General features: G+C 37.0%; 22 protein-coding genes. 7 read left to right on the top strand and 15 right to left on the bottom strand.

The genetic code is table 11. The features are described from left to right. Positions 1–90 precede the first annotated feature (90 nt). On the bottom strand, positions 91–1,248 hold the full coding sequence (locus tag IGQ45_07350; protein MBF2057028.1) for a DUF58 domain-containing protein: 1,158 nt from the start codon (positions 1,246–1,248) through the stop codon (positions 91–93). A gap of 417 nt (positions 1,249–1,665) precedes the next feature. On the opposite strand from IGQ45_07350, the gene IGQ45_07345 reads away from it, so the two are divergent. Together IGQ45_07345 and IGQ45_07340 are read left to right on the top strand one after the other, a co-directional pair. After that, positions 1,666–3,546: an N-acetylmuramoyl-L-alanine amidase gene (locus tag IGQ45_07345; GenBank protein MBF2057027.1), complete on the top strand. Its 1,881-nt coding sequence runs from the start codon at positions 1,666–1,668 to the stop codon at positions 3,544–3,546. Positions 3,547–3,734: 188 nt separating this feature from the next. Next, positions 3,735–4,907 carry a glycoside hydrolase family 10 protein gene (locus IGQ45_07340; GenBank protein MBF2057026.1) on the top strand — a complete coding sequence of 391 codons (1,173 nt, stop codon included), beginning with the start codon at positions 3,735–3,737 and terminating at the stop codon, positions 4,905–4,907. 494 nt (positions 4,908–5,401) lie between these two features. On the opposite strand, the gene era is transcribed toward IGQ45_07340, so the two are convergent. The 4 genes from era to IGQ45_07320 all read right to left on the bottom strand — a co-directional run bounded on the left by era (position 5,402) and on the right by IGQ45_07320 (position 8,787). Then, positions 5,402–6,331, bottom strand: a complete 930-nt coding sequence (gene era / locus IGQ45_07335; GenBank protein MBF2057025.1) for a GTPase Era — start codon at positions 6,329–6,331, stop codon at positions 5,402–5,404. A gap of 331 nt (positions 6,332–6,662) precedes the next feature. Then, positions 6,663–7,910 carry a 2-oxo acid dehydrogenase subunit E2 gene (locus tag IGQ45_07330; protein ID MBF2057024.1) on the bottom strand — a complete coding sequence of 416 codons (1,248 nt, stop codon included), beginning with the start codon at positions 7,908–7,910 and terminating at the stop codon, positions 6,663–6,665. Between the two features lie 207 nt (positions 7,911–8,117). Beyond that, on the bottom strand, positions 8,118–8,498 hold the full coding sequence (locus IGQ45_07325; GenBank protein ID MBF2057023.1) for a hypothetical protein: 381 nt from the start codon (positions 8,496–8,498) through the stop codon (positions 8,118–8,120). After that, positions 8,488–8,787 carry a hypothetical protein gene (locus IGQ45_07320; protein ID MBF2057022.1) on the bottom strand — a complete coding sequence of 100 codons (300 nt, stop codon included), beginning with the start codon at positions 8,785–8,787 and terminating at the stop codon, positions 8,488–8,490. Before IGQ45_07320 ends, IGQ45_07325 begins: the two co-directional genes overlap by 11 nt. Positions 8,788–9,037: 250 nt before the next feature. Here IGQ45_07320 and IGQ45_07315 point away from each other — a divergent pair, with 250 nt between their 5' ends. The 3 genes from IGQ45_07315 to cbiM all read left to right on the top strand — a co-directional run bounded on the left by IGQ45_07315 (position 9,038) and on the right by cbiM (position 11,862). Next, positions 9,038–10,444 (top strand): YdiU family protein, encoded by a 1,407-nt coding sequence (locus IGQ45_07315; GenBank protein MBF2057021.1) that lies wholly within the window; start codon positions 9,038–9,040, stop codon positions 10,442–10,444. Positions 10,445–10,638: 194 nt separating this feature from the next. Then, on the top strand, positions 10,639–11,175 hold the full coding sequence (locus IGQ45_07310) for a carboxypeptidase regulatory-like domain-containing protein (protein MBF2057020.1): 537 nt from the start codon (positions 10,639–10,641) through the stop codon (positions 11,173–11,175). 39 nt (positions 11,176–11,214) lie between these two features. Further along, positions 11,215–11,862 carry a cobalt transporter CbiM gene (gene cbiM / locus IGQ45_07305; protein ID MBF2057019.1) on the top strand — a complete coding sequence of 216 codons (648 nt, stop codon included), beginning with the start codon at positions 11,215–11,217 and terminating at the stop codon, positions 11,860–11,862. A gap of 205 nt (positions 11,863–12,067) precedes the next feature. Here the strand turns inward: cbiM and IGQ45_07300 are convergent, their stop codons facing one another. The 4 genes from IGQ45_07300 to IGQ45_07285 all read right to left on the bottom strand — a co-directional run bounded on the left by IGQ45_07300 (position 12,068) and on the right by IGQ45_07285 (position 15,814). Next, positions 12,068–12,589 carry a hypothetical protein gene (locus IGQ45_07300; protein ID MBF2057018.1) on the bottom strand — a complete coding sequence of 174 codons (522 nt, stop codon included), beginning with the start codon at positions 12,587–12,589 and terminating at the stop codon, positions 12,068–12,070. A 118-nt stretch (positions 12,590–12,707) separates the two neighbouring features. Further along, entirely contained in the window at positions 12,708–13,199 is a 492-nt protein-coding gene (locus tag IGQ45_07295) for a hypothetical protein (protein ID MBF2057017.1), read from the bottom strand. A gap of 202 nt (positions 13,200–13,401) precedes the next feature. After that, the gene (locus IGQ45_07290; GenBank protein MBF2057016.1) at positions 13,402–14,613 is read right to left on the bottom strand and encodes a glycosyltransferase; all 1,212 of its coding nucleotides are present in this window, start codon (positions 14,611–14,613) and stop codon (positions 13,402–13,404) included. Between the two features lie 532 nt (positions 14,614–15,145). Next, entirely contained in the window at positions 15,146–15,814 is a 669-nt protein-coding gene (locus IGQ45_07285; GenBank protein MBF2057015.1) for an energy-coupling factor ABC transporter ATP-binding protein, read from the bottom strand. A gap of 102 nt (positions 15,815–15,916) precedes the next feature. On the opposite strand from IGQ45_07285, the gene IGQ45_07280 reads away from it, so the two are divergent. Beyond that, the gene (locus IGQ45_07280) at positions 15,917–16,864 is read left to right on the top strand and encodes a hypothetical protein (GenBank protein ID MBF2057014.1); all 948 of its coding nucleotides are present in this window, start codon (positions 15,917–15,919) and stop codon (positions 16,862–16,864) included. Between the two features lie 118 nt (positions 16,865–16,982). Here the strand turns inward: IGQ45_07280 and IGQ45_07275 are convergent, their stop codons facing one another. Both IGQ45_07275 and IGQ45_07270 read right to left on the bottom strand, forming a co-directional pair. After that, complete coding sequence (locus IGQ45_07275) at positions 16,983–17,159, bottom strand: NblA/ycf18 family protein (protein ID MBF2057013.1); 177 nt, start codon at positions 17,157–17,159, stop codon at positions 16,983–16,985. A gap of 296 nt (positions 17,160–17,455) precedes the next feature. Continuing rightward, the gene (locus IGQ45_07270) at positions 17,456–18,919 is read right to left on the bottom strand and encodes a DEAD/DEAH box helicase family protein (protein MBF2057012.1); all 1,464 of its coding nucleotides are present in this window, start codon (positions 18,917–18,919) and stop codon (positions 17,456–17,458) included. 78 nt (positions 18,920–18,997) lie between these two features. Between IGQ45_07270 and IGQ45_07265 the strand changes: the two genes are divergently transcribed. After that, entirely contained in the window at positions 18,998–19,789 is a 792-nt protein-coding gene (locus tag IGQ45_07265) for an Rpn family recombination-promoting nuclease/putative transposase (protein ID MBF2057011.1), read from the top strand. Positions 19,790–20,111: 322 nt separating this feature from the next. Here IGQ45_07265 and IGQ45_07260 read toward each other — a convergent pair whose 3' ends face one another. The 4 genes from IGQ45_07260 to IGQ45_07245 all read right to left on the bottom strand — a co-directional run bounded on the left by IGQ45_07260 (position 20,112) and on the right by IGQ45_07245 (position 24,540). Next, complete coding sequence (locus IGQ45_07260; protein ID MBF2057010.1) at positions 20,112–21,998, bottom strand: NAD(P)H-quinone oxidoreductase subunit F; 1,887 nt, start codon at positions 21,996–21,998, stop codon at positions 20,112–20,114. 151 nt (positions 21,999–22,149) lie between these two features. Continuing rightward, the gene (locus IGQ45_07255) at positions 22,150–22,989 is read right to left on the bottom strand and encodes an alpha/beta fold hydrolase (protein ID MBF2057009.1); all 840 of its coding nucleotides are present in this window, start codon (positions 22,987–22,989) and stop codon (positions 22,150–22,152) included. A 66-nt stretch (positions 22,990–23,055) separates the two neighbouring features. Then, positions 23,056–23,943: a hypothetical protein gene (locus IGQ45_07250; GenBank protein MBF2057008.1), complete on the bottom strand. Its 888-nt coding sequence runs from the start codon at positions 23,941–23,943 to the stop codon at positions 23,056–23,058. 87 nt (positions 23,944–24,030) lie between these two features. Continuing rightward, positions 24,031–24,540: a hypothetical protein gene (locus IGQ45_07245; GenBank protein ID MBF2057007.1), complete on the bottom strand. Its 510-nt coding sequence runs from the start codon at positions 24,538–24,540 to the stop codon at positions 24,031–24,033. Positions 24,541–25,126: the final 586 nt, after the last annotated feature.

The following is a 25,126-nucleotide window of genomic DNA, read 5'->3' as shown; positions in this document are numbered from 1 at the left end:
TGTAAATGCTTGATGTGCGTCAAAGATAGCATTTTGTCTCATATGACAAGGAGTTGCAATATAGGAAGGTAAGAGATTTGACATAATTTGTCATCGTAATGGTTTTTGTAATTGATTTTCTAGGGCTTCCGTGGGAGTGTAAATAATACCTTGATGAGAACTTTTTGGGTTACTGTCAGGGGAAAATAATAACCAACGACTAGCATTAGGAAGATTGGTAAGGGTATCAGGATTACTACTTAACCAAATCAAGGGTAAGTTGGGTAATCCAGCGCCCTCCACCTCAGTAGGATTAGTCCCAGCTAGTGTTTCCAATACCACATAATTACCTTTTACCATACCCAAATCTGCAGTCCACAATTTCACATTTAATTGTTGACGACTGGCATAGAAATAGAGAGAGGCTGCAGCAATTACCGCCTCTTCAAATAAATTATTATCCCATTCCCCTATATTATCAAGACAAATAATAACCTCTTCCCCCCCAGTGATAGTTTCCAATTCTCGCACCTGAAAATCCCCAAAACGTGCGCTACTACGCCAATGAATTAAGCGAGTAGGATCACCAAAACGATATTGACGTATGGCTTTGGTAACACCTTCTGAAGCATTTTGATAAATTCTTTCGCTTTCCCTTTGTTTACTATCTTCCCTGCCAATGGTGTCAATAAGAGGACAATTTTTCAGAGGTAAAACCTGCGGATAAACAATGGCTTTAGCTTCCACTTCACGCTGACGACTACAATAAAATAAGCCCACGGGCGCAGCCGTTTTTATTTGCAATTCATGCCAGTAATAAACACCTCGTTTTTGAGCGTGGGTGTAATAGGTAACGTCAATGGTTTGGAACGGTTGGATAATTTCTATATTACTGGTGACGGGCGCTGATAATACAAACGGCAATTGATCGATAATAGTAATTAAACTCTTAGGTGATTTGGTGGGGTTGTGAATTTTTAATTGGATGGTTAATTCATCTCCAGCACTAACCGGGGCGATGGGCGCTCTTTTTATCTCTAATTTTTTGACAGTTTTCAGCGCGACAAAAATATTTAAACCCATCAGGGCAAACAAAGTGCCACTTAAAACATAAAGCCATCCTGCCATAGTATTTGTGGCCGCACCAAAAAAACTTAATGCAATGCCAAACACTACCCAACCACTATACGCAGGGGTGGCAAAATGATTTTCTAACCATTGATTACAAGATGAAATAAAATTATTGCGATAATGGGGTGAAGGGCGCATGATTTGCACTGCTATTTTGAATAAGAGAATAAATAGATGATAGATAATGTCACCCTACCATAATACTCCTATGCCTTACACAACAGCAGGAGCATTTTTTTGTTAGGACTTACGCACTCGTAATGATAAGCTAGTGTGCATTTAATTGGTCAGGTAAAGGTAATCAACAAGTTAGGGATAAAGGGCTAAAAAGAAGCAGGAAAAATAATAATTCATAATTAATTATCAATTTGCCCTCACGACTCCACTTTGTTATTAACCCCCAAATACGTCAGCTCTTTTTGTGCCAAGATAATTGCCACAACTGATTTACTATTGTTATAGTTAAAAAGCTGTCCAAAAAAAATTAATTTTTATTGCCATAAATGGTTAAGTGAACTTAAACTTAATCAAGATAATTAGAGGAGTGACGAGATCGTGAAATTTTATAGCTTAATTCTCAGTTGTTTGACCTTTCTGTTGATGGCAACCCCAGCTTATGCCGGAAGACTATTATCATGGCGTTTCGAGTCTAATCAAAATCGTCTCGTCTTTTCCACCGATGAAAGAGTTCAACCCAGCGCCCAACTCATTGCCAATCCAACTCGGTTAGTAATTGATCTGCCCGGCACAATTCTAGGACAACCTACCATTAATCAAAGTTATGGGGGTTTAATCACTAGCGTCAGAATTGGTCAATTCGATAGTAATACCACTAGATTAGTCATAGAAGTTGCTCAGGGATATACATTAGACCCTCAACAAATTAAAATACAAGGCATTTCACCCACTCAATGGTCTGTAAATATACCTCAACCCCGCCTCACTGGTAGTGGTGATACTATTCCCAATAGTAACGACTCATCGACCCAAAGCGCCCCTCCTCGTCAAACTCTCAATCAGGCAAGTAACAATTTCAACCCTAATTCTCCCTTACAAATTTCTCCCGGTGGTATTATTATTGGTATCCCCGGCAATGTTAACAACAAAATAAATGTCAATCGTAGCAGTGACCGTCGTCAAATTGAATTTGAACTAGAAGGCGTTACTATTCCCAATAATTTGATTCAGTCGTGGGATTTGAATCAATACGGTGTGAAAACCATTAAAGTTAGTCAGAAAGGTGGTTCTCCAGCTAGGGCATTAGTCACCATGGATGTGGATAGCCAAAGCCCTGATTGGCTAGGTAGTTTCAGTCGTATGGGTGGTTTAGTGATTTGGCCCGTAGGAGGTATGAGTCGGGTGCAATCTCTCTCTCCCTCTTCTAGTAACAGTAACATTACGCCGACTCCATCTAACGCTAATAATAATCCCACATCTTCGTCCTCTCAAAAAGCAATCATTGAGAGCATGGAAATTATTAATAATCAATTAGTGATACGAGGTAATCAAGCCCTTAGAGGTGAAGGGAGTAGGGGCGCTGGAAACTCTTATCAAATTCGTTTCAATAATACCGATTTAGCCAACAATTTTCGTAATCCGCAACTATTCTCCAATAGTCCCATTTCTCGACTGCGCATTTGGCAACCAGACGATCAAACTGTGGTGTTGTTAGTTGAACCAGCTAGAGGCATTACTATAGAAGGCTTGAGTCAAAACAGCCCCAGTGTTTTAAGTTTAGCACTTAGTAATATTACCGGTTCCAGTAATGATCCTTTTAATAATAGCGGTGCTATTCCTAATTTACCCCCTAACTCTTCCCCCTTACCCATCAACGTGCCACCACCGAGAAGACCATCCCCTCCTCCTACCACTAACAATAATCCCCCCCGCTCTCGCACTTTGGTAGTTATCGACCCCGGTCACGGTGGCACGGATTCGGGCGCTATTGGCATCGGCGGACTACGGGAGAAAGATGTAATTCTTCCCATCTCTGAAAAAGTAGCCCAAATTCTTGAACAGCAAGGTATTCAAGTTAAAATGACTCGCAATACTGATGTATTTATTAGCTTACAAGGGCGCACGGCGTTAGCCAACAGTTTAAATGCTGATTTATTCGTCAGTATCCATGCCAACTCAGCCGGAGCTAATAAACCGCAAGTTAGTGGTTTAGAAACATATTATTTTCAATCAGGGCGTAATTTAGCTACAGTTATACACCGCAATATTTTACAGCGTATTAATATCAATGACAGGCGAGTGCGCCAAGCTCGGTTTTACGTTTTGCGTACCGCCAATATGCCTTCGGTATTAGTAGAAACAGGATTTTTAACCGGTACAGACGATGCCAGTCGATTACCCAATCCCAATTATCAACAGCAGATGGCACAAGGTATTGCTGCGGGTATTTTGGAATACATAAGAACCAATCGACTATAGTTAAACCTTTGAATAAAGTAAAGAGCAAAAAGTTTAAGCTAAGAAGCATTTACCTAATGTATTAAAATTTTCTCAAGCTCTCAACTTAAATATTTCTTATTCTAAATCAGCTTAACCACCAAACCTGCCAATATGTTGATAGAATATATCGGATTGTATCTCCATCACTCATAGACAAAAATCTATCAATGAGCAAAAGTTTTTTAATTAGTAATTGGTCATCTTTTCGTTTATCAAAATCTTTATGTTTATTTTTTGCATCTTATCTTAGTATTATTCTCGCTAGTGGCTGGATTAGCCCTGCCTTGTCCCAGAATACAGGAGAAATTAGAGCAGTATGGTTAACAACCAGCGATACCGAGACATTATATGATCGTCCCAAAATGCAGGAAGCTATCAGCAATCTAGCTTCCCTGAATTTTAATACCATTTATCCTGTAGTTTGGAATTCAGGTTATGCCCTTTATCCTAGTGCAGTAGCACAACGAGCAGGAATACAACCTTTTATCCATAGGGGATTTCAAGGACAAGAACCTTTAGGTGAATTAATTGATGAAGCACATCGCCAAAAACTATTAGTTTTACCTTGGTTTGAATTTGGCTTTATGGCGCCCCCCACCTCAGAATTAGCCCTAAATTATCCCCAATGGCTAACTCAAGCCAGAGATGGCACTCAAACCACCAATAGCGCTGCTGGGGAAGTAGTTTGGCTCAATCCCTTCCATCCTGAAGTACAAAGATTTATCACTGCTTTAGTCATGGAAGTAGTTAATCGCTATGACATTGATGGTATTCAGTTTGACGATCATTTAGCTTTACCTGTTACCCTCGGTTATGATTCTTATACGACAAATCTCTATCGACAAGAAACTAATTTAGAAGTGCCTAGCAACCCTAGAGACGCTGAGTGGATGCGCTGGCGCTCTGATAAACTAACGGCATTTGTGCAACGACTTAGGCAGACTATTAAAGCACGAAAACCCAATACAATTTTCTCCATTTCTCCTAATCCTTACACTACAGCTTATAATTCATTTCTACAAGATTGGTTAGACTGGGTAAGAAAGGACTTAGTAGATGAGTTGATAGTGCAAGTTTATCGTGACGATTTTTGGGTATTTCGCCAAGAAGTTAGTCGCCCAGAAATCCGTGAAGCTAGGGAAAAAATTCCTGTCGGTATCGGCATTTTAACGGGATTAGGCAACCGTGTTACCCCCATTAACTTTGTCAAGAAAAAAGCCTTGACGGCACGACAGGAGAGATTGGGTATTGCTTTCTTTTTTTATGGTAGTCTGTGGAATCGAACTCCTGAATTAAAAGCGGATCGCAAATCTAATTTTTATGATCTTTTTCGTCATTAATCTCGTCGCACTGTAACAGCTAATCGGACTTAAATTTTACGTTTGATCAATGTTTGTTAGGGTTGACTAAAAAAGTGGCGTTGTGAGGTGAACGGTAAGAGAGATTTACTAAATCTTAGATTTTCTATATAAACGGATATAAAATGACATAAAAGGACAAATAAATAAAAAGTTTGTGAAAGTATTCGATTTCGGTTTCAGAAAAGTAATATTTGATGTACGATAAAGGGAGATTTTGGTTGCCCCTTTTGGGGAAGTACCTTACAAAAATAGGATAGTAATACTATTAACGCTTCCGTGGGTGAAGCAGTCTGTTAAATCAGATAACATAAGTGTCTTAAAAATATTTTTTAAGGCTTTGAGGGATACCTCCTTTTGAGTATTTTACTCAAATGCTATTGCAGTTTATTACGGTATATTCCGTTTTATTCTGCATAAACGTATCAGAAAGAGGATAAGACAGGAGATTACAACGTGGCGAGAAAACCTCGCCATTATTCTTTATTAACTTGATAACCAAATTCAGCTAATCTCAACCTTGATTGGCGCCATTTCGGTTCAACTTTAACAAACAATTCTAAATAAACTTTGCCACTTAACAACTTTTGCATTTGTTGGCGAGAAGCACTACCAATTTCTTTGATCATACTACCCTTATCACCGATGATGATACCCTTCTGAGATTTTCTTTCTACACTAATGGCAGCATAAATACGGGTAATTTGGGGAGTTTCTTCCATTTTTTCGATGGTAACAGCCACAGAATGAGGTACTTCTTCCCTTGTTAATAATAAAATTTGTTCTCTAATTAATTCTCCTACGATAAATCTTTCTGGTTGATCCGTCACCAGATCAGGAGGATAATAATAGGGACCATGATCTAGTTTACTGGTTAAAATTTCTTGTAATTGTGGTAAACCAGCGCCCGTCACCGCCGAAAATTTTACTCCGTGCCAACTATCACCACAAATATCATCATAACTAGCATCAAGACTAGAACTTTTATCCCCTTGTAAATCGGTTTTATTTAAACCTAACACAATGGGAGTGGAAGTTTTTTGTAATAAATCAACGATATAGCGATCGCCTCCTCCTGCTGGTTGGGAAGAATCCACCACAAATAAAATTATATCAGCGTTATTAATAGCAGAAATAGCATTTTGCACAATAACACGCCCTAACTCGTGATGGGGTTTATGAATGCCGGGAGTATCCACAAAAATAATTTGTGCTTCATCGGTGGTTAGAATACCCCTTAAACGGTTACGGGTGGTTTGCGCTACGGGGGAGGTGATGGCGACTTTTTGCCCGATTAAGTAATTCATCAGGGTTGATTTACCCACATTCGGGCGCCCGATGATGGCAATAAATCCCGATTTGAAGTTTTCGGGCGCACTGGGAATGGGGGTGTAGTCGTTAATCATGGTTTTTTTGTGAGGAGGAAGGGGAGGAAGAGGAAGCAGGGGAGAAGGGGAAAGAAAGGGAAGAAAATCGTTAATTGTATCTTCGTAATTTACCCACCGTGTAATGAATTACACGGCTAATAGATAACGTTCAATGAATTGAACTTAGATAAGTTTATAATTATATGGTAAGGAGAAGGGCGCTGGGTTTAAGTCGAGAATGAAAGAGTTTAATTTATTAAACGGCATCACTGTAGCCGTGAAATTTATTGCACGGCGGTGAGGAGCGCTAGTCTTATGGTTGTAATACCTGAAACCCTTACTAACAATATACTTGAGCATATTGCCCTTTTTATAATGTCAAAGAATGAGTGTCATTTTCAATCAATTCAGCTAAATCTTTGAGGAAAGCGGCGGCATCTGCTCCATAAATGTTACGGTGATCGCAAGTGATAGTAACCGTCATTTGGTTTTTAACCCCAAAGAAACCATTACCATCGGCGACAACTGTCGGGCGCACTCCACCGATAGCTAAAATACCTCCTGTATTAGGAGGTAAAATGGCATCAAAACTACTTACTCCAAACATTCCTAAGTTAGATAAAGTAAATGTGCCGGTGCTGTATTCATCCGGTTGTAATTGTTTTGCCCTAGCGCGCGCCACCAAATCCTGCCAATTACGGGCGAGGGAGTAAATATCAATTTGATCGGCATTTTTCAATACGGGAGTGATTAAACCACCATCTGGCATTGCCACCGCTACAGCAATATTAATATTTTCATTATATTTGATGGCGTTTTCTGTATAAGCTGAGTTGACAACGGGATGTTTTTGTAATGTCACTGCCACTGCTTTAGCTAATAATGCCGTCATGGTGACACCTTTCGGCTTAATTTTGCGATACAAACTATCTAGTGCATCGGTACTAATATCATAGGCAACATGGAAGGTCGGCACTTGCAAACTAACCATCATATTTCTAACTACCGCTTGTTGTAAAGTATTGAGCGGTACAGTTTCCCCCGCTAAATTGTTGTTAGCAATGACGGGCGTTGTTACTACGGGTGTAGGTTGAGGCGTGACAACTGGGGCGACGGGCGCTTTTGCTGTCAATTTTTCCACATCTTCGGCGGTAATTCTACCATTAACACCACTACCTGTGACAGTAGCGAGATCAATTTTTAATTCTTTAGCCAGTTTTTTGGCACGGGGAGAAGCGATAATACGGTCACTTGATACCTTTATACTAGGTTGAGGGGCGCTGACGGTTTCGACTTTTTCTTCTACTTTAGTCGTAGTTTCTTGAGGTTGACTACTAAACCCTTGACTGGCTTTTTGTCTGGCTTCTTCTATTTCTGCTTCTGTCTCTGCAATAAATGCAATGGCTGCGCCGACGGGCGCTGTTTCTCCTGCTTGAACTAAAATAGTTGCTAAATAACCGCCATAAAATGACTCTACATCCATATCCGCTTTGTCTGATTCAACGACAACAACGGTTTCTCCTTTTTCGATTTTATCACCGGGCGCTTTTTCCCATGAAACGATTTTTCCCTCTGTCATAGTCGAACTAAGGGCGGGCATAAAAATATCGTGGATCATTTAATTTACAGTTTACTTTATTTTGTTCTCAAAACTTCTATTATACTAAAATATGGCACATCCTATGCAATAAATTGGCAAAGAAAATTATTGTTCTAATAAATGATAAGATTTCTATGATTAAAATATTACAATGCTTATTAACTAAACGTTTGAGCAATGATTTCTTATTAATTTTTCATAACTACCGTAGAATAGGCAAAAGTTTTAGTTAAGATAATTGTCAATAATTTCTGTAATTATTGCTTGAGATTCTGGAATTATTGAAGGTATTATTTGATTATTAATATGTTTGTGATGGCTATAACCTAAATCGGGTTTATGTTTTGCATTATCATAACGAAATATGATATTATTTTCTTGGTCTTGATAGTGAAAAGAATATGATAATTTTTCGATATATTCTTGTAAATCGATAAACTCTTTAAAAAATAAATGTGAGCCATCTTTAAATTCTAATTTTCCTTGTATAAGAGCAATATAACTAGAACGACTGTCAACGGAAAAATTATAAGTTATAACTATTCTACTATCAAGATAATTTTGAATGATACCTAATAATTTAGCTTGATAATCTTTAACTAACATATTCAATTTCCTGAAGTTTTTCTAAGGATTTAGTTAGTTTTTCTTTAATTTTTATTTCTCCCAACCATTCTATATATTCCTCGTCACCGCCGTCAAGGTCTTCTGCCGTATATTGATTCAAAAAAATCTCTGAAGAAATTTGATATTTAGTCTCGAAATTTTTTAAAATTCTACTTGTTTTTTTAATAGAATACTGTAAGTTATTAATTTCTGAATTAATGGCTGTTTTTACTAAATTAGTTACTAATTCAATATCTTTGGTCTCGGATTTTATTTCTAGTTTTACCATTTTTCAAGGAAAGATTATTAATTTATGTATCATAAAACTATCATAAAAATGTTCTAATCTTAGTACATTTTACCCTGTGTAATAAATTGCGCAGCTATTAGATAATGTTCAATAGACTTCTCCAGAAATACAGGCAAGATGCCTATTTCACTGTACAAAAATTCTAATTGTTGGAGATGTTTAATAAATTGAACTAAGATGATCAGTGATAATCTCAAGATAACAAAAATTTTCAAATTTTACCTACACTATGACTAACCCTTTTTTTTACCTCGAATTTGAACCAGCAATGGAAAATTTAGGGGAGGATTATTATGATATAGTTACCCCAGCGCCCTTCCCCCAACATATACTCAGATTTGCTAACCATTCCCTTTTACCATTACTCGGTTTAAATGGAGAAAATATTACAGAAAATGATTGGGTTGAAGCCTTCGGTAAATTTGCAGGAAATCGAAAATGTCTAGCGTTGCGTTATCACGGCTATCAATTCGGACAGTATAACCCCTTTTTAGGAGATGGTAGAGGATTTTTATGGGCGCAGGTGAGGGGCGCTGATAATAGGTTATACGATTTTGGCACAAAAGGATCGGGTAAAACCCCCTATTCTCGCACGGCGGATGGGCGCTTAACCCTCAAAGGGGGAGTTAGGGAAGTTATTGCCACTGAAACTTTGCATCGTTTGGGTGTCAACACGTCTCGCACTTTTTCCCTCATGGAAACGGGGGAATCCTTATGGCGCGGTGATGAACCTTCTCCCACTCGCGCCTCAGTTATGGTAAGATTAAGTCATTCTCATATTCGTTTCGGTACTTTTGAGCGTTTACACTATCTGCAACGGGCGGATTTAATCAAGAATTTGTTAGATCATGTGATCTATTATTATTATCCTCATCTCAGTAGAGAAGATAATCCTTATGAGCAATTTTATGCTGAATTGGTGCAACGCATAGCGCACCTCGCCAGTGAGTGGATGATGGCTGGTTTTTGCCATGGCGTATTAAATACTGATAATATGTCTATTACAGGGGAAAGTTTTGATTATGGACCATTTGCTTTTATCAATACTTATGATCCTCAATTTATTTCTGCCTATTTTGATTATAGTGGGCGTTATTGTTACGGCAATCAACCGTTAATTTGTCGCTTAAATTTGGAAAAATTACAAGTGCCTTTATCCCTCGTTATGTCGTCTGAAGTAATGGGGAGGGCGCTGGATAAATTTGATTTTTATTATGAAAATAATTATCAAAAACTAATGTTAAGAAGATTAGGTTTAACTAATTTTAAAGAGAATGAATTAAACTCTAAATTAGTCGAGGAAACAGTCAAATTATTAAAAGAATCACAAACTAATTATCATCAGTTTTTCGCTCATATCAAGGAAGAATTTAATTATGGTTGGCAAGAGAAAGCAGATTTAATTTTAGAAAATCAAAATTTATCTTCTAGTAACTTTAAAAATTGGCAATATTTATATCATCAAGCCTTAAAACCACTAAGCAAAGAAGAATTAAATCAAGTACATGATACTTTAAATAAATATAATCTTAAAGTGATTCCCACTCGTGCAATTATTGAAGAAATTTGGCAACCCATTAACGATGAAGATAATTGGGATTTATTCAACGAATTTTTAGCGCTGATTCAAGATTAAACGTATCAATCAAAAGGTAATGAATAATTAATAATTAATTATTCATTATTATCTCCCCTTTCTCCCTTTCTCCCTTTCTCCCTTTCTCCCTTTCTCCCTTTCTCCCTCTTCTGAGAAACATAATCCCCTACAGGGGTATTGCAAAAATAAAGAAATTACTTGACAATAAAAAAAAGCCTTTTTAGGTTGAACTTATGTCAAAAAAATTTTTGTGGTTAGGTATTTTATGCTTCGGTTTGACAGTGAAAAGCGCCCCTCGCGCCATGGCACACGGTGTCGAAGCTAGTTTTCAATCAGTGGAAGCCATATCAATATTGGCGCGCTTCGACTCAGGGACACCATTTAGTAATGCTCAAGTAGTCGTGTATGCTCCCAATGACCCCCAGAATCCTTATTTACATGGTGTAACAGATGAAAATGGTAAATTTGTCTTCCCCATAGATAAAGCTATTACAGGGTCATGGGCGGTAAAGGTGAGGAGCGCTGGACATGGTACGATTATTAATATACCCGTAGAAGCAACTACCGTTAACACAAATAATACTCAAGAAATAGAGGCAACTATTGATATTAACAGCGAAAATAGCGATAAGTCTGCCGTAACAAACAATTCTCAAAATTCTACTATGTCAACGGCTTCATCTCCTAACGCCTCCCAAAAAATCCTGATGGCAGTTTCAGGAGTATGGGGTTTTGTTGGCACAGCTTTATTTTTTTCTCGCAAAAGTTAGCTAAATCTCTGAATTATTGTTGACAAATTTTAACGAATTATGCACATTCCTGATGGATTATTACCTCCTAGTATAGCCATTTCCGGTTATGCGGTGACAGGAGGTTTAACATGGTTTTCTCTGCGTCAAATTAAACGAAATCCCGACTATCAACAAGAAATACCTAAAGCATCTTTATTAACGGCGGTTTTTTTTGTTTCTTCTTTGATTCATATTCCGATTCCTCCTTTTAGTATTCATTTAATTTTAAATGGTTTGATGGGAATTATTTTAGATTATTTTGCTTTTCCGGCAGTATTAACTGGTTTATTTTTTCAAGCTGTATTTTTCCAACATGGTGGTTTATCTACCCTTGGAGTTAATGCCGTTATTATGGGTTTACCTGTTTTTATTGCGAGTTATTTATCCTTTCTTAGTCAAACTAAATTGTTTAAACATCTTTGGACAAAAAATGTTTTATTTTTTCTGATTGGTGCTTTAACTCTTTTCTTTTCTGCTTCGATTTTTGTATTAATAACAGTGACTAATATTTCCCCTGATTTAAACGTAAAAATGGAACAAACCGCTATTTTTTCTTCTCTGATTCCTTATGGATTCCAAGCTATTATTGAAGGGATAATTACCGTTATGGTGATTTCATTTTTACTGAGAGTTAAGCCTGAAATTTTACCACCATCGAAGATTTAAAGTAACGGTGGAGGGCGCTTTACTCAGGTCAATATAGTTAATACAATTCCACATTTTGGTAATAAATATTGCTTAATCTTATTACTCCATCTAATGATATTGCTCCTATCATTGATATATTTTTAGCTCTTTTTTCTTTTAAGATTCATTGTTTCGGAAAGTAACAAAAGAGGGGCATAAGCCCGGAAATAAATTTCATGGCGGTTCATGAAATAATCATTAAAATACTATTTAAAATAGCTTGTTTTTGTTCATTATCATAACCCCAACGGGTTAAAAACTGTTGGTAAATGCCCTCACTATTGTTGATTGTTTTTTTCATTTCTGCTAATTTTTGCTCAACTTCTACTAAGTTTAATTCTTCCATTAAAACTATAGTTCTTTTGGTCACTGTTTGTGAACTTTCTGCCATGACTAAATCATCATTACGTTGATGGGTAATTGCCATTGCCGTTGACATTGCTAAATTTTTGACTAATAATTCACTGACAATATCAGCAGATGATTTTAAACCCTCGATAATACCCATTGAAACGTTATCAACTACGGGAAGGGCGCTGGTTAAATAAGTCACAAAAAAACCTCTTGCTCCATTGTCAGATGCTACCAAAGATTTAACTATATTTTCTTGGTTTTTTTCATCTAAAGTGGGAAGATTTTGTATAAATTTTTCTGTTAAATTAATGGCTTCTTCAAAGGAAATATTAATGTCAGCAATCATTTTCATATCTATTAAAATATTTTGAGCTTTGTCCTACTTTTAAATTACAAAAACAAGGGGCTTCAGCCCCTTGCTTCTAATATTAAATATTACTTCTTTCTGCTATGGGTGAGGGGGAGAAATATTACTCCCAACTCCAGCGCAAAATATTAACCATGAGAAGATATTTAATGCCTTCGAGAAACCAAAAACCTTCATGCCAAGAAATCATGGCTTGAGGCATTTCTACGGCAGAGGTAAACTCATTAAAAGATAATCCCCAAGCGCTTAAATGGGGGGTGAAAACGTAAGTATAGGCAAGGGCAATAAAAAATAATAAATTGGCAAATAAAAGGAAAAATATTTGTTTGCGTTGGTTGAATCGATGTTGGAAGTAGTAGGCTAAGGCTACGGTGACTACCAGAGAAGCGCAGATTATTTCTAAGCGATTGAAAATGCCAAAAAGAATATATCCCGCACTGGCAAAACCGCCATCATTCATCATGCCACCCATTGATAGAGAGGGAATTAATACAAAGTCTAATAGTAGGCTACCGCTAATCCAAAAGGCGAGGGCGCTGGTAACTATACTGTGCCAATTTAACTCTTTGTTGATTATTTTTTCAGATATATTCATAATTGATAATTCCTATTTTTCACCTATACTATTACCTTAACTTATTTTATTCTCTTTTTTTGTTAAGTATTTTAACAGTTTCTATAAAGTTTAATTAAGTTATTTTTTCAAGAATATTTACATAACTAGGGTCTGCTGAAAAACCAAAAGTAATGGATAATAGAAGGAGTGAAGAAGCAAGTGTTTTCTAAATTCTAAATTCTCAATTTTTCCCCCTTTGCCCTTTCTCTTGCCCTTTTGATTCTGTAACAATTTGTTGATAAATCTTAATAATTGTTTCAGCGCCCTTCCCCCATGTATATTGTTGTTGCACGAGATTAAAACCGTTTTCGCCTCTTTGTTTTCTGTCTGCTTCGTCGGCTAAAGCGAGGGTTAATTGTTGATATAAGTCATCTTCTGTCAATTTACATACCCAACCGGCATTATATGTTTTGATAGTATCGCTAATGTAAACTTGATCCGAGATTACCACAGGAAGGCGACGGGCGCTGGCTTCCACTACGGCAATGCCGAAGTTTTCGTAATGGGATGGTAGCACAAATAAATCCGCTATTTCTAATAAGGCTTGTTTATTTTCCCCTCTGACAAAGCCTGTAATAGTGGTACATTTTTCTAATGGTGATTGTTTGATTTCTGCTTTAATCTTTTCCTCATAATCTTGGTCTTGAGGATTACCTCCTGCTAAAATAAAATGAAATTCTTGATTAGATAACGCTAATTTTTTTAAAGCAGGTATCAGTAAATTTAAGCCTTTTTTTGGTTCAATTCTTGACATAAACAAGATTAATATTTTATCCCTTGGTAAAGCAAATTTATTATAAATAAAGTCATTATCAATTAGGTTTGGCTCAATTTTAACCCCTAACGGAATAATTGCTTTGTTAATTTTTGCTCCGAATGTAACGGATATTTCTGCTTCACGGGCGCTGGTAAAATGGAGGAGGGCGCTGTTTTTTAAGTTGCTTTTTTCAAGGGTATAACCATAGATATATTTAAGTATTTTTTTCTTGGCTAAATCTTTAGGGTCTAATGTGCCTAAAGGTCTTAAAATATAAGGTAGTTTTTGCTGATGACAAACCTTAGCGGAAAAGGTACTAAGGGGAGAAAATAAAGCATGAATATGGGCAATATCATAATTTTTGCCGTGGCGAGATAACCATTTTAATAATGGTAAGGAAAATTTATAACGTTTGAAGGGAAAACAGGGAAAATAAATAATTTGATAACCGTTTTGTTGTTGAGGAATTTCTAATGGTACATCTAATGGTAATTGTCCTTGATCTCCATTGGTATTAGTCGTAATTATTGTTACCTCTTGTCCTTGTTGAGCGAGACTTTCCGATAATCCTAATACCATTTGAGAAGGACCACCATAAACTAAAGAAATCGAGGGAATAATTTGTAATATTTTCACTTTTAAAAGTTGTTTATTAACGCTAAAAACGGAAATGAAAAAAGGATAAAGAGCAAAGGGGAATAATCTCAAGTTCGGATAATTAGTTATCAAAAAATTGTATCTTCTCCCTACACCCACCGTGTAATGAATTACACGGCTAACAAAATTACGTTCAATAAATTGAACTAAGATTATTTTTGATTGGTTTATATGTAGCAATCCTAAATCATTTGTGAGAATAAAAAGGGTTATAGTAAGTGCCTCCTAAAACCCAACGATTACGCAAAACACCTAGATTTATAAGCACTACTCCTGACTCCTGACTCCTGACTCGTACCTTTACAATAATCTCACATCACAACTCAAATAGGTTCGCTATAGTTATTTCAAATAAGATTGAGACAAATTTTGCGATAATTCTTAGTAATAAAAAACTGTCTCATTATTATTTAAAACGAGTATAAGTGATCAAAGCAACTTGAATAAGAATTAATAATTAATGGGCAACAGATAAAGATTTAATTATCCATTGTCAATTAGCTATTAAGCCCTATTTGAATTGTAACTTAGGCTTAATATTAAAATTTGATGGAGAAACGGCTTGTATTTTGCCCTCTTCAATGCGCCAACAACAATCAGCAATAGGTAATAAATCACTAGCATCATGGGTAACAATTAATAATGTCCAATGTTGCTTTAATTTTGCCAATAAGTTTACCAGTTGGTCTCTCATTAACCAATCCAATCCAGCCGTGGGTTCATCTAGTAACAATATACTAGGTTGACGAATTAACTGCACAGCGAGGGATAATCGGCGCTGTTGTCCACCACTGAGGGCATGGGGGGGAGTATCATAATTAAGATGACTTAAGCCCACTTCCGTTAAGGCTTCTTTTACTTTAACGGCACTAAGTTCGGGATGTCCTAGTCGTAATTCCTCTAAGATGTTACTACCGCAAAAGTGTCTTTCGGGAAATTGAAATACTAATCCACTCAATTGTTGCAATTCCAGCGCCCCTAACCCCTCCTCACCCCAAAAAATTTCTCCTTCTGTATGTTCGGCTAAACCTGCTAAAATTTCTAGTAAGGTTGTTTTACCTGATCCACTTGTACCAACGATTAAACCTAACTTTTGGGGAGCTAATTCGAGGCTAATATTACTGATAATAGGTTGAGGTGTGGCGGCGGGATGATAGGAGACATTTTTCAAACAAAGCATACTTTACGCTACAATCAAATTGATTATTTACCCTTCATGATAATTGATCCCTGTACTATGAGTAAGTTTTACGATCACAATGCAAAAATCAACGCTTCCTTCTTGTCTCGTTGCTACGGTAAAGGGCGTTTAATTTTGAGCGGTATTTGTTTATCTGTCTTGTCTCTAACTTATTCTATCTCTCCTAGCTTTGCTGGTGATCCTTTTCGCACCGAAAATCCTCGCAACATTGGCGCCACCACCGAAAAGGCTTTTAATGCTTTATTCTTAGAAGGTGATTATCCCCAAGCTAAAACCTATTTAGATCAAGCTAAGTTAACGGAAAAAAATGATCCCCTCGTTCCAGCACTTCGCGCCTCCCTCGCTTATACTGAGGAGGATTGGGCCAATATGGAATTCTACGCTGATGAAACTGTTAAGGTGGCAAGGGCGCTGGAAAAAGATGATCCTCTCCGTAGTAATCTATATTTGGCAGTAGGTAATTTTTTACAAGGTGCTTATAAGTTTCAAAAACAAGGACCTTTGGCGGCTTTAAGTCAATTACAGTCAGTTTTTAAGTATTTTGAACGAGCAGAAAATATTGATGGGAGCGATCCTGAGTTAAATTTAATTAAGGGCTATTTTAATCTTATTTTAGCGGTGAATTTACCTTTTTCTAGTCCATCTCAAGCTATTAGTCAATTACAGCAATATGCTGGTCCTGAATTTTTGGTTAATCGTGGCATTGCTGTGGCTTACCGAGATTTAAAAGATTATGATGCGGCACTGGTTTTTGCTGATAAAGCCTTAGCTAATACTCCAGATAATCCTGAAATTTATTATTTGAGGGGGCAAATTTTGCGAGAAAAAGGTATGAGGGATAAAAATGTCCCTACTTTGGAACGGGCGCTAGAAAATTTCAATACTGCTCTTGCTAAACTAGAACAAATGCCTGTTAACGCGGCTCAAGTTCCTTTGCAAAGAGATCATCGTGCTACAGTAGAGATGATTGCTCAATTAAAACAACAATCTCCCATTGATCAATCTTCTTTAAATAATATTTCTCAGTGATGAGTTTTTGAATTAACGCCCCGACAACCCGTGCGCCCTTCACCGTGGAATGAAGCAAGAGAAGGAGGTGTTATGAACAATTGACAATGATAATATTGTACTATTTTAGTGGGGAAGTTTATAAGCCCCATTGATGTTTAAGTACATCCTTGTACATATTTTCCCTAACTAACATTTCCTCATACAATTTAACCAGAAAATCTCTGGCTTGGTCTTGACTCATTTGGGCTACCTGAGTCTCAAATGACCTCAAGTTGAATTGTTGTTCTAAGGATAATTGGGCAGAATTAGACATAATGACAACTCCTTTTCTTTTATAACAAAGGTATTATCCTTTACCTCAATTTTTACATTGCGGTTTTGGGATAATTACTCCTATACTAACCATTTTTTCTCCACAAAATGCTCAATTTGAACAAATAAGTATTTTTACTCATTGACAAGATGATAAAGTAATGTAATTTTGAAGGGCAAAGATTTTCAAAGGGCAAAGGTTTAAAGACTAAAGTCTTTGATTTATAAGCATTTCACCTGACACCTGACACCCGAAACCTGACACCTCTCCTCACCAAGATACTTGTTAATCAATGCCTACTTGTCATAATCTGGAGATGATTCGGCAGCCTTGAGAGATTGACTGCCAGAGGTATAAGAAGTAATGGGAATGGGTTTTGATTGTTGAGATTTCATATTGTCTTGACGGCGCTGGGCGGTTTTTTCTTCGGTGGTATTTTCCGCTACGACTTCATATAATTTGGCTAATTTTTCTTGTTGATTGGCTTTGCGCAGAATACGCCCCAATCTTTGCACATATTCCCTTGTGGAGCCTGTACCTGATAAGATTACCGCAATTTTGGCATCAGGTACATCAACACCTTCGTTTAACACATGGGAAGCCACAATAATTTTATAATCTCCTTCTCGATATTTGGTCAAGATTTGATGACGTTCTTTGACGGGGGTTTGATGGGTAATAGCTGGGATGAGAAATTGTTGGGAAATACGGTAAACCGTGGCGTTATCATTGGTAAAGATTAACATTTTGTCGGGGTGGTGGGCGCTGATTAATTCGCTTAATACGGTTAATTTACCAGCTGTGCCGGAGGCTATTTCTTTGCTTTCTCGGTGCGCCATCATCGCCCTTCTACCGCGTGCTGATTTGGCACTGGCTTTGATGAAATTTTGCCATCCTTCTAAGCCAGAAAGATATATTTTTTCTTCTTTTAAAAATTCGTTGCGAGTTTTGATGGCTTCTTCATAGCGTTGTTTTTCTGCGGGGGATAATTTAACTTTGATGGGGATAATTTCATATTCGGCAAGGGCAATTTTGCTTAAATCTTCGGGGCTTTTGCGGTAAACTACTTTACCAATTAATTGATCTAAAAGGCGATGACTACCGTCTCCCCTTTCGGGTGTGGCGCTTAAACCGAGGCGATAAGGGGCGATGGATTCTTCGGCAATGACTTTAAAAAAGTCCGTTGGTAAATGGTGGCATTCGTCAAATATCTGCAAGGCGTAATGGTTGCCTAAATGTTGGGCGTGAATGGCTGCGCTGTGATAGGTGGCGATGAGGAGAGGGGCGCTGTCGTGGCTTCCGCCTCCTAATAAGCCTACTTCCACCTTAGGAAATGCTTGTTCAATTTGAGCATACCACTGGTGCATCAAGTCGAGGGTAGGCACGACAATTAGAGTGGTGTAAGGGGTTACAGCGATTGCCATTTGAGCAAGATAGGTTTTTCCTGATGCGGTGGGTAAAACGATGACTCCTTTTCTCCCAGCGCCCTTCCACTGAGTCAAGGCTTCCTGTTGATGTTCATAGGGTGTTTTGGTTAAATTATTATTATTGATCTCAATATTAAAAAATTCTTTGGCATCATCAATAAATTTGATCCCTTCTGCTTCTAATTTTTCGATCAAATCTGGGTAGGAGGGCGCTGGAATGCGGAATTTTTCCACCCTGTCATCCCATGTGGCAAAATCTATCCATGCTTTTCCTTTCGGTGGCGGATGTAGTAATAATGTGCCTCGATCATAAGTTAATTTGGACAGGCGCACCATGATTAAGGTTTATGCAAAATATTTATTGATACTATTTTAATGGACAATGATGAAGTTCATCAATGCTGAGTATTTATGTTTGATAATATTTGTAAATTTCTAGCAGAAAATTTTAGAGATGATTTAGTGACGTGGTTATTAGGTAATCCCATCAAACTGACGGAATTAAAACCGACAGAATTATCCATTGAACCCATTAGGGCTGATTCTTTGATATTATTGCAGTCTGATGATTTAGTCTTGCATACAGAGTTTCAGACGGGCGCTGATGAAACGATGCCCTTTAGAATGTTAGATTATCGAGTGAGGGTTTATCGCCGTTATCCTAATAAAAAAATGCGTCAAGTGGTGATTTATTTGCGCCCGACTAATTCGCCGTTGGTACAACAAAATAGTTTTCAATTAGAAGAAACTTCCCATCGATTTGAGTTGATTCGTCTTTGGGAAATTCCTCCAGATAATTTTTTGAAATATCAAGGATTATTGCCATTTGCGGTGCTAACTCAAACAAATGATCCTAAAATAGTATTAAATCAGGTGGCGGGCGCTATTGATGAGATTATGGATAGAAATACTAAAAGTAATCTGACAGCAGCTAGTGCCATTTTAGCGAACTTAGTCATGGAAAAAAATATTATCAACACTATTTTAAGGAGTGATATTATGCAAGAATCAGCTATTTATCAAGAAATTTATCATTCTGGAGAATTAAAAGGAAAGTTGGCAGGAAAGCAGGAGGAAAAGGAAAGGGTTGCTTTAAGTTTACTCCGACAAGGAATTAGTTTTGATGTCATTGCTAACGCTACTGAATTACCTTTAAAAACCATTGAAATTTTACAAAAAGTCGTTACTCAAAATGATAATTAGGATTTGCTGAAAAAGTATTTTGATAAGGATAGGTGTCGGGTTTCAGGTTTCAGGTGAAATGCTTATGAATTAAAGGGTTAAGCCAAATCATTATTTTTCATAAATTGCTGATTTGCATTAAAAATTTTTGATTAAGATATTAGAAATACAGATTTTTTGGCAAAAAAAGATTATTTTTGGCACTTTTTTTGAGTTTTATTGTGCTTAAACCCTTGTCTAATCAAGGGTTTTGATTTATTCAGCAGACCCTAATTATGAAAAAAGCTATATTTGCTTTAATCATAGATTTTGTTGGGTTTCCTTCTGTCAACCCAACCTACTTTTAAAAAGACCAATAGTTAACAATATTGCCCCATTGTCCGCTCAAAATTGACCACATCAACAAAGTAACACCGATAATGATGGTCAAAACATAAAATTGAGATTGACCAGAAGTATTATACTTCAAAGCATTACCACTAAAAATTGCCATTAAACTAACCAGATTTACTGTACCATCAACAATATAACGGTCAAACCAAGTTGTTAAACGTGAAGCGCCCGTCACCATAGCCACCACCGTATATTGATAAATTGTCTCTAGGTAAAAATCATAAGCAAATAAATCTTGTGCAAAACGAATCACCTTATTTAGAGGTCGATCCCAAGCACGATGAAGAGTTAAACTAAATCCTATCACAACCCCCAGCGCCCCTGACCCCAACAGTAACGGTAGAGCAAAATTTAAAAGAGGTTGCGGGTAATTTTCTAAACGGGGAATAGGATTTAACCACAAAGAATAACCATAAGGCACAAGGGGAGTTAAAAGAGTAATAATCGTTAAACTTACCATAGGAACAGCCATCGTCCAAGGTACTTCCGGCGCCATTCTTGTTTTTGGTTGACAATTACCGAGAAACACGAGACGAAAAACCCTTGTAAAATTAATAGCATTAATTAAATTCACCCCCAAAATCAACATCAATAGCCAAGTAGGCATTAGCCAATCTCCGTTAAACCAACGTTGGAAAGTAAAAAACATTCCTAAAGGTAATAACCCCACAATTCCTGCACTACCTGTCATATAAGCAATAGTTGTTGCCGGCATTTTTGACCATAAACCGCCAAATTCTGTGATATTTTGCCCACTGGTAGTGGAAATAACCGATCCAGCGCTCATAAATAATAAGGCTTTAGCGATACCATGGGTTAACACCACCAAAAAAGCAATATCCACATGACCCAAACCCACGGCAATAAATGCTAAACCTAAATAAGCACTGGTAGAATGGGATAAAGCGCGCTTTAAATCCAACTGCGCCAAGGCAATTAAAGAGCCACCGATGGCGGTAATTGCCCCAATAATAATTAACGCATCTGCGGAAATAGGGGAAAGGGTAAATACAGGCTCTAATTTAATTAGTACGTAAGCACCAGCCGAGACTACCACGGAATTACGCATGATACTAGCAGGGTTAGGTCCTTCCATGCCTTCATCTAGCCAGAGATTGAGGGGAAATTGAGCGCACTTCCCTGTAGGACCAGCAATTAGCGCTAAACCCAATAAACTAGCAGTAAAATCGGATAAGGGGTGAGTTTTTGCCCAAGTGCCTAACTCGGAAAAGGTTAACCCAGCACCATAGCTGGATAATGCCACTAATCCCATCAATAAAATAATGTCTCCTACTCTTTTAGTCAAAAAAGCATCTCGTGCTGCTGTCACTACCAAGGGTTGTGCATACCAAAATCCCACCAGTAAATAAGTTGATAGGGTTAAAAGTTCTAATAAACCGTATGTCAGCAGTAGGGAATCACTCAAGGCAATACCACCGATGGCTGCCTCAAAAAAGCCCATCAAGCCGTAAAAACGGGCTAGTGACCAATCTTTTTCCATATAACCGAGGGCGAAAAATTGGGCAATGAGACTAATTAGTGAGACAAGGGTGAGGGCGCTGATACTTACAGGGGAAATTTCAATGGCTAAAGATAATTCTAAATCAGCAATAGTAAACCAAGGAAAAGTAATATTTATTGGTGGATTATTGATAATATAATTTAAAACAAAACTACCATGAACTAATGACAGCAATGTCACAAAAATGTTAATGTAGGCAGCCGGGCGCTGTCCTGTTCGTTTGATAAAACCTAGACTCCATGGAAATACCAACAAAGCGCCCACCAAACAATACAAAGGAATTAACCAAACATATTTAACAAAAAAATCAGTCATTTTTTATAAAAAATTAATTAATAGTATAAAAGTTTACCCTTCTCAAGCAGTGGTTTAGAGAGGTTAAGTTATAAAATAGCATTTTCTTATCGTATTTCGGGCTTCTAGCCCGAACAAAGTTGATGTCGATTGAAGTAAAAAAGCTGATAATTTAATCTAAAAAATTAATTAAAAGTGGACTAATTTCTTTAGAAAAATGCTCTTGAGGATAATGTTTTGCTTCAGGTAATTTAAGTAAATTTAAATGTTTATTATTACTTTTAACTAACTCTTCTACTGAATCAATTTCTAACCAAGGGTCTTGCTCTCCCCACAAAATTAAACAGGGTTTTTGCCATTGTTTTAAACCTGTTTCAATCTCTTTCATCATATCAGCAAACTGCATTTTTTTGATAATTGTCACCATTGTTCTACCCGCTAAAGATGACGTAACAATCGGTTTACGATAATAGGCTAAATTTTCATCAGAAATAACAAAACCGCAACCTTTTTCGAGAGTCCGATCTACAAATAAAGGGTCTTGGGTAATCATGTCACCCAAAAATGGAACGCCCCATTGTTTGATTAACCAAGGAATTTTAGCATCGCTAGTTATGGGTGTATTTAGTATGATTAATTGGTTAATTTTATCGCTGTTTTCTAAAGCATATTTAATACCAATATGAGCTAAGAAACCTTGAACTACTAAATTTATTTTGTCAGTTTCAAAACTATCTATAAAATCCCTTAGCGTCCTCCCATAAGCGAAAGGAGTATAAGCAAAGTCACGGGCGCTGGGTTTATCAGAATTAGCCCAACCTAGCCAATCTGGGGCAACGGCATCATAACCATATTCTGCTAGTTTGGGCATGATTTCTGTCCAACAAAAACTTTGAGATGGTAAGCCATGTAATAAAAATACAGGATACTTTGAGCTTTTTTCCTCTGGAGAAATAGCACGATAAAACCACTCAAATTCATTGATTTTTACTTTATTTTCAGTTATTTTCACTATTAAACGATGGATTGGTAATGGGAAATTGATAATTAATTATACTCCCCTTCTCCTTTTCTTTTGTTACACTTCGCCAATAGCGCGACGAATTAAACTTCTAGCAACCGATTGAGTGCCAGTATGTTCAAAATAATTAGTTGACATATCCAAAAAAGCTGCGAGATAGTCTAATTGATCTTCAGAAAATTCTACAAAATTTTGTAAACTACCCGTTACTTTTGTGCGGGTGAGGTGGTGGGCGCCCACCAAACCAGTCATCCAACCCGTCACACTATTAAAACTGCGCCCGATAAATTCCAATTTTTTGGCAGGATTCCCCCCCGGTATCATGTCATTAACTTTAGCAAAAGCGGAATTATTGCCCAATTCTTGAGGAGAAAGATTATTGAGGGTGGATTGCACTTGCAGGATAAAATCAGCCCCAAAGGGTACAATACCATCGATACAGACTAGCGCTACCATGCGTATCAAAGCCTCTTTCTCGTATTGTTGTAATGCTTTGACAAAATCACCGATGCTGTCGCCGGGTAAGCCATTAAGCTGACAAAAAGCCACCACCTCCACCACTAACTTGATAGCTAAATCCAGCGCTTGTGCTTTTTCATTGTTGGGAGTAAGACGATTAAGAAAACTTAAAAAACCAATTTTTGAGCCCACTTTATTGGCTAAAGCCGCCGCACCTAAAGCATAATCTGCGGTATCTACGGTTTGATATAACCAAAGAGCTTTTTGATAACCTTCATTTTTATCATTATATAACCATACGGTACGGTCACCAATTTTCTGAATCCATTTTTCATCTTTTTCCCCACTAATATCTTTAATCATTTGTTCAAAATTAGTGGGATTTTTCCACTGCCCAGGCGCTACAAAATCTAAAGATTTTAACATTAAAGTAGTAATGTTATTTGTGGGTAAATTATCGACTATTTCATAAATTGCTTTACTCATTTTTTCTCCTCTATAAACATTTTATATTTGACTAATTTTTCTACCATCTAATAAATTAGAATTATACGGAACTAAGTTAATCGATTATTATTTTAAGGTGGCTAAACCATTAAGATCAAATTTACTAAGCCACATTTCTCGGTCAGCAATGGTAAAATTATCAGAAGTTGAACGCACGGTAACTTGAAAACGATCAGCAACGAGAAGGGAAGTGCGCTGAGAGCCTTTTTGTGCCAAAGGATAACCATTAATCTCTTTGTCACTATTAACAAAATCCTCTTTTGCAGAAGGATTGCTAGTGGTATCAAAAACGGTAAAAACTGCTATATCTTCACCAGATTCTTTTAAAACGGCTTCCACAAAACCAGTTTTTTCTTGGGTAAAAATACGCTCAAAATTACCTTCATTACTAGGAAAAAATTTATTAAAACCAGCGCCCTCCACCGCATTATCAGCAGTGGCAGTATTGCGATTACCTTGCTCTAAACTTTCTTGTTGTGCGCCTTCAAAACGGGAGGGTGCTTGATTATTACAAGCTGAAAGAGTGAGACTACAAATCAGCAGTAAAGAAATTAATAGATGAGGTATTTTTTTCATGGTCAATACTTAATATTAATGATTTTATTGTAACAAAATAGTAAAAAATTATTTTACTAATAGTAATGTTAACAAACTCATGTATGATAACGTAAAATAAGAGCAAAAAGACATATCCCTCTTTTCTCACTTTCCGAGAACATTTGCCATTATGAAATTACAAGACCTTTATTAGCAAAATGTTTCAAGATTTTTTAAGTAATAAAAATTATCATAATTTAAAAATGGCTAAAACTATATCTATTAAAGCAACTTGATCGGAAAGTGACAGATCAGGGATAATAGGTTTTCCATCCATAAAAAAGGGAATATATTGGTTTAGAATAAAATGGCGAAGACTACTGACAAATCATGAGATAATCTGAATGAAAAAATAAAGTAAGAGAAAAAAAGTGTCTAAGCTAAGACGCACCTATTTGGTAATATAGAGCCTTTTATAATGAACAAATTGACACTCCCACCACTAAACCCTACGGGTTATAGTGGGGGATTCTTGGTTCACCGACTCGCCGTTAGACGACAGGTTTGCACCAATCGCCCAAGAGGGCAAATCTCCCCAAGCGTATGTTCCCGTATGCCCTACGGT

Origin of the sequence: Cyanobacterium sp. T60_A2020_053 (assembly GCA_015272165.1) — a bacterium.
GTDB lineage: Bacteria > Cyanobacteriota > Cyanobacteriia > Cyanobacteriales > Cyanobacteriaceae > Cyanobacterium.
Note: the sequence above shows the minus strand (reverse complement) of the source record. Positions and strands in the feature narration are given on the sequence as shown.

Excerpts from the sequence above, each read along its gene's own strand:
- IGQ45_07350 (MBF2057028.1), bottom strand. The coding sequence starts at position 1,248 with ATGCGCCCTTCACCCCATTATCGCAATAATTTTATTTCATCTTGTAAT.
- IGQ45_07340 (MBF2057026.1), top strand. The coding sequence starts at position 3,735 with ATGAGCAAAAGTTTTTTAATTAGTAATTGGTCATCTTTTCGTTTATCA.
- era (MBF2057025.1), bottom strand. The coding sequence starts at position 6,331 with ATGATTAACGACTACACCCCCATTCCCAGTGCGCCCGAAAACTTCAAA.
- IGQ45_07330 (MBF2057024.1), bottom strand. The coding sequence starts at position 7,910 with ATGATCCACGATATTTTTATGCCCGCCCTTAGTTCGACTATGACAGAG.
- IGQ45_07325 (MBF2057023.1), bottom strand. The coding sequence starts at position 8,498 with ATGTTAGTTAAAGATTATCAAGCTAAATTATTAGGTATCATTCAAAAT.
- IGQ45_07320 (MBF2057022.1), bottom strand. The coding sequence starts at position 8,787 with ATGGTAAAACTAGAAATAAAATCCGAGACCAAAGATATTGAATTAGTA.
- IGQ45_07315 (MBF2057021.1), top strand. The coding sequence starts at position 9,038 with ATGACTAACCCTTTTTTTTACCTCGAATTTGAACCAGCAATGGAAAAT.
- IGQ45_07310 (MBF2057020.1), top strand. The coding sequence starts at position 10,639 with ATGTCAAAAAAATTTTTGTGGTTAGGTATTTTATGCTTCGGTTTGACA.
- cbiM (MBF2057019.1), top strand. The coding sequence starts at position 11,215 with ATGCACATTCCTGATGGATTATTACCTCCTAGTATAGCCATTTCCGGT.
- IGQ45_07300 (MBF2057018.1), bottom strand. The coding sequence starts at position 12,589 with ATGAAAATGATTGCTGACATTAATATTTCCTTTGAAGAAGCCATTAAT.
- IGQ45_07295 (MBF2057017.1), bottom strand. The coding sequence starts at position 13,199 with ATGAATATATCTGAAAAAATAATCAACAAAGAGTTAAATTGGCACAGT.
- IGQ45_07285 (MBF2057015.1), bottom strand. The coding sequence starts at position 15,814 with ATGCTTTGTTTGAAAAATGTCTCCTATCATCCCGCCGCCACACCTCAA.
- IGQ45_07275 (MBF2057013.1), bottom strand. The coding sequence starts at position 17,159 with ATGTCTAATTCTGCCCAATTATCCTTAGAACAACAATTCAACTTGAGG.
- IGQ45_07265 (MBF2057011.1), top strand. The coding sequence starts at position 18,998 with ATGTTTGATAATATTTGTAAATTTCTAGCAGAAAATTTTAGAGATGAT.
- IGQ45_07260 (MBF2057010.1), bottom strand. The coding sequence starts at position 21,998 with ATGACTGATTTTTTTGTTAAATATGTTTGGTTAATTCCTTTGTATTGT.
- IGQ45_07250 (MBF2057008.1), bottom strand. The coding sequence starts at position 23,943 with ATGAGTAAAGCAATTTATGAAATAGTCGATAATTTACCCACAAATAAC.
- IGQ45_07245 (MBF2057007.1), bottom strand. The coding sequence starts at position 24,540 with ATGAAAAAAATACCTCATCTATTAATTTCTTTACTGCTGATTTGTAGT.